This window comes from Desulfovibrio sp. 1214_IL3152 (assembly GCF_036763055.1).
Classification (GTDB): domain Bacteria; phylum Desulfobacterota; class Desulfovibrionia; order Desulfovibrionales; family Desulfovibrionaceae; genus Desulfovibrio.
Window position 1 is genome coordinate 1 of record NZ_JBAIYW010000626.1, and the last position, 3,309, is coordinate 3,309.

3 protein-coding genes are annotated in these 3,309 nt (G+C 56.5%); 2 read left to right on the forward strand and 1 reads right to left on the reverse strand.

The genetic code is table 11. The features are described 5' to 3' along the window. Nucleotides 1-349 (reverse strand): cupin domain-containing protein (locus V6C07_RS13035; RefSeq protein ID WP_333536907.1); only part of this gene is annotated, 349 nt, incomplete at its 3' end. 421 nt (nt 350-770) lie between these two features. On the opposite strand from V6C07_RS13035, the gene V6C07_RS13040 reads away from it, so the two are divergent. Both V6C07_RS13040 and V6C07_RS13045 read left to right on the forward strand, forming a co-directional pair. Then, complete coding sequence (locus V6C07_RS13040) at nt 771-1,274, forward strand: rubrerythrin family protein (RefSeq protein ID WP_333536908.1); 504 nt, start codon at nt 771-773, stop codon at nt 1,272-1,274. A 545-nt stretch (nt 1,275-1,819) separates the two neighbouring features. Then, nucleotides 1,820-3,151 carry a S41 family peptidase gene (locus V6C07_RS13045; protein WP_333536909.1) on the forward strand — a complete coding sequence of 444 codons (1,332 nt, stop codon included), beginning with the start codon at nt 1,820-1,822 and terminating at the stop codon, nt 3,149-3,151. The last annotated feature ends 158 nt before the right edge of the window (nt 3,152-3,309 follow it).

The window sequence follows — 3,309 nt, forward strand, 5'->3', positions numbered from 1 at the left end:
CGCCGAACCAGCAACCGCCCGGCACGGCCCACTGCAATGCCTGACCGTTCAGGATATCCGGGCCGACAAGCGTCTCGTGCGAACGTCCCTCCCGGTCTATCCACGCCAGACGCAGGGGGCCGCCCAGATGAAAGTGCCAGAGTTCGTCCTGCCGTATGCGGTGCAGACGCGAATACTGCCCTGCCCGCAATAAAAAAAGAATGGCGGTGGATACGGGCCGGGGCCGGTCAAAACCGCAGGGCATATCCTGTGCGGCAAAGGTGTGGCCGCTACAGTACGTGCGGCGATAATAACCGCCTTCCGGATGCGGAGCGAGGCCAAGATGATCAATGATATTCTGGGGGTCCATGCCGCCAGTGTAGCCGCTGAGGCTTTCTTAGGGAAGGGCTTAGTGCGAGGGTGCGCCTGCCACAGCCCTGCGGCGGTGTTGCCCGGCAGAAATGCCCTGCGCATTCCCGCGCGTTGCGCCGCCGTCATGCGGCTTTCCCCGGCGTGCGCAAAGTGCCTCCTCACTCCAGGTTACGGCTTAACGGTCAAAAAACCGCTGCCGACGACTGGCACAAACAGGCCGCCGCTGCCATCGCGTGCAGCCAAAGGGGCATTGAACTACTTTCTATGGCAACATACTGAAAAAAATGATATAGTATCTTTAACACGAGATGCTTTGCCGAGTTGGCTGTAAAAAAGCTTTACAATCAGCGTGAGATTGTTTAAATAGGAATTGTTCTTGATAGAAAAAAGCAACATGTTTACATAAAAGGAGTTAAGAAATGGACAAAACGCAAGAAAATCTCATGACGGCCTTTGCCGGCGAATCCCAGGCCAACCGCAAATACCTTGCCTTCGCCCAGGTGGCTGACAAGGAAGGCATGACCCAGGTCGCCAAGCTTTTCCGCGCCGCTGCCGCCGCCGAAACCATCCACGCCCACGCTCACCTGCGCAATGCGGGCAAGATCGGCGACACCACGGCCAACCTCAAGTCCGCCATTGAAGGTGAAACCTACGAATTCACCAAGATGTACCCCGAAATGATCAAGGACGCCGAAGCGGAAGGCAAGACCGCCATTGCCAAATACTTCGACTTTGTGAACAGTGTGGAAGAAGTGCACGCCAACCTGTACAAAAAAGCTCTGGAAAACCCTGCCGGCCTGCCCGAGACCGACTACTACATCTGTAAGGTATGCGGCTACACCCACGAAGGCCCCTGCGACGACTGCCCCGTGTGCGGCGCCGGTACCGCAGCATTTTTCAATGCCAGCGAATGCTGCAAGTAAGGATGTTGTCGGCGGCCTGTCCGGCTGCCCGAAACTCCGGCCCTGCTGACCGCACGGCTCTGGATGGATGATGGTTGGAGGAGCCTTTCGGCTCGGGGGCTGCCGCCACACGGCAGCCCCCTGTTTTTATACGGCACACATTTTGCCTTTTCTGAAACCGCCTGTTCCCGGCCTTTCTCGTGCCATGCGTGCGGACATTGATGCTGCCGCCCTGTTTGCGCCTCTGGCACAAAAAATAAAAAGCTTATATATTCAAATCGTTGTATACTTATTTTCCTGCACTGATAACTGACGAACCATGACCGAAGGCTTGGGCCGTCTGCGGGCGCATCCTGGGCGATCCGAATTTTTTGTTTTTATTTTTACAAAAAATACGGTCACATACCGAACCGTCTGCCTTTTGATTTGCCTTTTACCTTAAAACAGTTCATTATGAATTGATGTACGCCGGACCGGCCTTCCGACCGGGCGGCGCTTCTTTTCCGCGTTGCGGCAAAATCGCAACGTACTTTTACGTTCATTTTGTATGCCTGGAGAACGTCTGTATGCGTCTTCTTTTCCGTTCACACATGTTTGCCTTCCTTCTGCTCATTGGCGTTGCCACAGCTTTTCCCGGCACATCCTATGCCGCCGATGCAAAAGAGCCTGCCAAGGAAGCTCCCAATAAATTCGATGCCCTCAAACGCTTCAGCCAGGTGCTTGATCTGGTTGAACGCTACTACGTACGCGACGTGACCCAGGGCGACCTCATCAACGGGGCCGTCAAAGGCATGCTGCAGGGGCTTGACCCCCACTCCACCTTCATGAGCACAGACGAATACAAAGAAATGCAGGAGACGACCTCCGGCGAATTCTTTGGCGTGGGCATAGAAATTTCACAGGAAAACGGCCAGATCACCGTGGTGACGCCCATTGAAGACACCCCGGCCTTCCGCGCAGGTCTGCAGCCGGGCGACATAATCCTGTCCATCAACGGCCAGCCCGCACAGGAACTGTCGCTTCAGGAAGTGGTGTCGCGCATCCGCGGCCCCAAGGGTTCTGAGGTGGAACTGGTCATCCTGCACCACGACTCAAAAAACCCGCAGACCGTGCGCATCACGCGCGATGCCATCCCCCTCATCAGCGTCAAGTCCAAAAAACTTGAGGACGGCTACTACTGGATACGCCTCACGCGCTTTTCCGAACGCACCACCGATGAACTGAAAGAAGCGCTCAAGGCTGCGGAAAAAGAAAGCAAGGCCAACGGCGGCATCAAGGGCATTGTGCTTGATCTGCGCAACAACCCCGGCGGGCTGCTTGACCAGGCCGTCAGCGTGGCTGACGCCTTTCTTGAAAAAGGCACCATCGTTTCCATCAAGGGCCGCCGCGAAAACACGGAACGTGTGTATTCCGCCAAAAAACAGAACGACGATGTGCGCGTCCCCATGGTTGTTCTGATCAACGCCGGTTCCGCCTCGGCATCTGAAATCGTGGCCGGTGCGCTGCGCGACCAGAAGCGCGCCCTCATCCTGGGCGAACGCTCATTCGGTAAGGGTTCTGTGCAGAACATTATTCCCCTTTCCGACGGCTCCGGGCTCAAGCTCACGGTGGCCCTCTACTACACGCCCAACGGCAGTTCCATTCAGGCCGAAGGCATCGTGCCCGACCTTGAAATACCCTTTGAAGCGCCGCGTTCCGACGACAAGGACAATCCGCGTATGCTCCTGCGCGAGCAGGACCTGAACCGTCACCTTGAAACCAAGAACGACAAAAAGGCTCCCAAGGGCAAAAGCACGGCCAATGACGCCCAGGAACAGCTTGCGCGCGACAACCAGTTGCGCATGGGCCTTCAGATGGTCAAAAGCCTGCCCAAAATGCGGGAAATCAAGGCTCAGTGACGCCCTGACGCACAATTTAGTGGCGTATGTCCGATAAAAAGCATAATAAAAGCCTCCTGTCCGGTCGTTTGTGGCCGGGCGGGAGGCTTTCCGCGTCATGGCGCATGGCCCTGGGCGGCAGCCTCTGGCTGGCGGCCAGCCTTGCCCTGGCGCTCTGG

Coding starts and splice junctions, on each gene's coding strand:
- V6C07_RS13045 (WP_333536909.1), top strand. CDS start 1,820: ATGCGTCTTCTTTTCCGTTCACACATGTTTGCCTTCCTTCTGCTCATT.
- V6C07_RS13040 (WP_333536908.1), top strand. CDS start 771: ATGGACAAAACGCAAGAAAATCTCATGACGGCCTTTGCCGGCGAATCC.